Source organism: uncultured Cyclobacterium sp., from assembly GCF_963976465.1.
Taxonomy (GTDB): domain Bacteria; phylum Bacteroidota; class Bacteroidia; order Cytophagales; family Cyclobacteriaceae; genus Cyclobacterium.
The window spans coordinates 1-3,352 of record NZ_CAXBOC010000562.1 but is presented as its reverse complement, the minus strand read 5'-3'; the positions used below and the strand labels follow the sequence as shown (position 1 = coordinate 3,352).

3 protein-coding genes are annotated in these 3,352 nt (G+C 39.0%); all 3 read right to left on the bottom strand.

What is annotated here, in order from left to right:
• Positions 1–1,658, bottom strand: a 1,658-nt coding sequence (locus AAC037_RS22185; protein ID WP_339905698.1) for a DEAD/DEAH box helicase, incomplete at its 3' end; no start/stop codon positions are given.
• A gap of 427 nt (positions 1,659–2,085) precedes the next feature.
• Positions 2,086–2,427 carry a zinc ribbon domain-containing protein YjdM gene (locus AAC037_RS22180; RefSeq protein ID WP_339905696.1) on the bottom strand — a complete coding sequence of 114 codons (342 nt, stop codon included), beginning with the start codon at positions 2,425–2,427 and terminating at the stop codon, positions 2,086–2,088.
• A 444-nt stretch (positions 2,428–2,871) separates the two neighbouring features.
• The coding region (locus AAC037_RS22175; RefSeq protein ID WP_339905694.1) for a PepSY-associated TM helix domain-containing protein at positions 2,872–3,352 on the bottom strand (481 nt) is incomplete at its 5' end.

Genomic DNA, 3,352 nt, shown 5'->3' with positions numbered 1-3,352 from the left:
CTCCCTCCCATCCAGCGGGGAATGGTTCCGGTCTTCTTTTTTGATCTTCTTACCAATGCCTTCATTTCCTTGATTTTGACAAACTCAAGATTTCGACCGGCAAACCAAAAAGCATCCCCAGGTTTTAACTTGGAAATAAAGCTTTCTTCTACCGAACCGATGTATCCTCCAGTTATAAATTTAACCTGAATCATTGGATCGCTTACAATGGTACCCATGGACAATCTGTGACGCATGGCTATTTTTTTATCGGTGACACGATAGCGTCCGTCCGAGGCTAAGTTAATTTTCGAAAACTCCTCATAACTGCCAAGGGCCTTTCCACCCACTGTGACGAAAGCTAACATCCACTGAAATTCATCCCTTGAAAGGTTTCGGAAAGCGTAGCAACTTCTTAATATAAGGTAGGCATTCTCAGGCTTGAACCCATCTCCCAATGCGAGTGTGACTAAAAACTGAAGTCCCACATCATAACAAGCCTCCATTGGGATTTGGTCCTCATAAGCCCCATTATTGATAGCTTTTCTCAATGCGCTTGCCTCTATCAACTCCAAGGAATGGGTAGGAACAAAATACACCTTGCTTATAGCCCCCGGAGAATGTCCCGACCGACCTGCTCGCTGTACAAACCTAGTAACCCCCTTGGGACTTCCCACCTGTATTACGGTGTCAACAGGTCTAAAATCTACACCAAGATCTAAGCTGCTTGTACATACAACAAGTTTCAACTTTTTTTCATGCAATGCCGTCTCTACCCACTCGCGTACTTGAGGATCCAATGATCCATGGTGCATGGCCATGGTCCCCGCCCATTCAGGCTTGGTTTCTAATATTTTTTGGTACCAAATTTCTGTCTGTGACCTTGTATTGGTGAAGAGCAGTAAACTTTGGCTTTTTTCAATAATGGGGATAATTTTGGGCAATAATTTAATACCTAGATGACCAGCCCAAGGATATTTCTCCACTTCATCAGGTATAACTGAGGCAACTTTTATTTTCTTTTTTACCTTGCTTCTAATAATTAATTGAGGGGTTTTAGGACCTAATAAAACCCCTTGCGCTTGGGAAAGGTTACCTATGGTTGCCGATATTCCCCAAACTTTGAATTGAGAGCTTGCAATGGTTTTCAAATATTGAATGGCTAGTTGAACTTGAACGCCCCGCTTGTTGGCCAACAGTTCATGCCATTCGTCTACCACTACTGCTTTTAGATTGCGAAATAACTCTTGGTTTCCTTTTTGAGCGATTAATAAATGAAGACTTTCCGGTGTGGTAATCAAGCATTCAGGCATGGATCTTTTTTGTTGCTGCCTCTGAGATGCTGTGGTATCACCATTTCTAACTGCAATCCGCCAAGGTAATCCGGTTTCAAGGCATACCTCTTGCATGGCTTGACATAAATCTTGAGCAAGGGCACGCAAAGGAGTAATCCATATCACCTGCAAACCATTTTTTCTCTTTTTTTTCCAGCTGTCCGGATACTGATTGACATACTCTTTCAATATGGGTATCCATAAGGCCATGGTCTTACCACTTCCGGTAGGAGCATTTAATAGTCCACTTTTTCCTTCCAGATAATTTATTAAACAATCTTTTTGAAAGTCGTAGGGTTTTCTATTTTTAAGAGTATACCAATTCTTTACCCAATCATTTTTCATAAGTTGAAAGCCTGAAAATTATAATTTCAGAAAAATATATGGTTGATAATTGCCTAAATTATTTCTAATAGCTTAACGAAAATTATCTGTATTAGGTCTTAGATAAATTACCTTTTAATTGTAACTCATTCTAAAAGTATTTGTTTCTTGGTACAATATTCTGGCTATAGGAAAAAGCAAGCGTTTCGGTTTTGGCCTATATAGATGGTTGACATACCCTGGTATAGGCGCAGGAGAGATCAATTTTATTAAAAAAGTAGCTAAAAGGATATATTAGCAATGATTATCATGGCTAATATATCTCAAATACTGATTTTGATAGAAAAAATGCTGAAGTGAGAAAAAGTAAACTTAATCTGAGGGAGAATTGACAGCTGCTAATAAGCTTCAATCATTTTAAAGTACAAGTAAAATACTGAAGTGTGGCTTATCCTTTTTTTACAAATTCAGATTTTAAAGCCATGGCTCCAAAACCGGTAATCTTACAATCAATATTATGATCACCGTCTGTTAATCGAATGTTTTTTACTTTGGTGCCGGCTTTTATTGGTTGAGGATAGCCTTTCACAGGTAAGTTTTTAAGTACAATTACCGTATCCCCGTCCACGAGAACATTTCCATTGGCATCTTTTACTTCAATGCCTGAATCTTCAACGACTGTATCTTCAGGGTCCCATTCGTGTCCACATTCCGGGCATGATAGGAGTGGATCTCCGGTGGAATAAGCAAATTCTGATTGGCATTTAGGGCATGGTGGAAATTGTGACATCTTTTATAAATTATAATTTCGGCGCAAATAAAGTATATTTTTTGAACTGATTAGCTGAAAGGCATAGAAATAGGGTTTATAAGCGCCAATTTAAATAAAATCTAATCTATGTATTGACAATTGGGTCGTTACACCCTGAGCATTTAGACCCGGATTATGAAAGTAGATTTCCTGAGCTCTTTCGCTGAGAGTGGAGTAATTCCAAGAAAATCACGTTGTTTGGTTTATTAGGATAGCACCGCTAAGGCGAAATAGAAAACAGCAACCAAGTGGCTGATTTTATTTGATTTCAGTAGCTAATAGGTTGTCGATGGCATAATGCAGGTTAACAAACCTATACTATTAATCGACTTTACTAATGAGGCCTGTTTAAGAAAACAGCTGAAAGTAATGGGTATTAGTAGTATAGGATCCTCGGTTCATCCCGAAAATCTATTGTTTATTTTAATTGTTCAGAGCCTGAGTTGAATTTTTCTTCCTTTTTTTATTTTTCCCTAGCCAGAAAATAAACCCGGTCACGGGTAGCGAGGCTCCGATTAGAGAGGCAAGGAAAACCAAAATTCTTCCCGGCAGACCTAAAATACTTCCAAAATGGATGTCATAGACCATTCCATTCACAGTTTGGAAAGTACTGCGGTCTTCGGATAAGCCACTGGCGAAATTGCCTTCTAATGGAAGGCCGCTGTATTGGTCATGAACATAGTGATCAATAGCATTTAATCCTTTATTAGGCTGAATTACGGTAAGGTTGATTGGATCGTCTTGTTTATGAGGAATGCTAATTCTTACATAAGACTCAGTAAAGCGGGAGTGATATTGGGCAATTAAAGTGTTTAAGACATCATCTTGATTTACCTCTTCGGATTTGTCGCTGAGCATAGATTTTGGGCTGTCGTAGGTGATGTTATTTTCTCCACTAACAGCT

Excerpts from the sequence above, each read along its gene's own strand:
- AAC037_RS22180 (WP_339905696.1), bottom strand. The coding sequence starts at position 2,427 with ATGTCACAATTTCCACCATGCCCTAAATGCCAATCAGAATTTGCTTAT.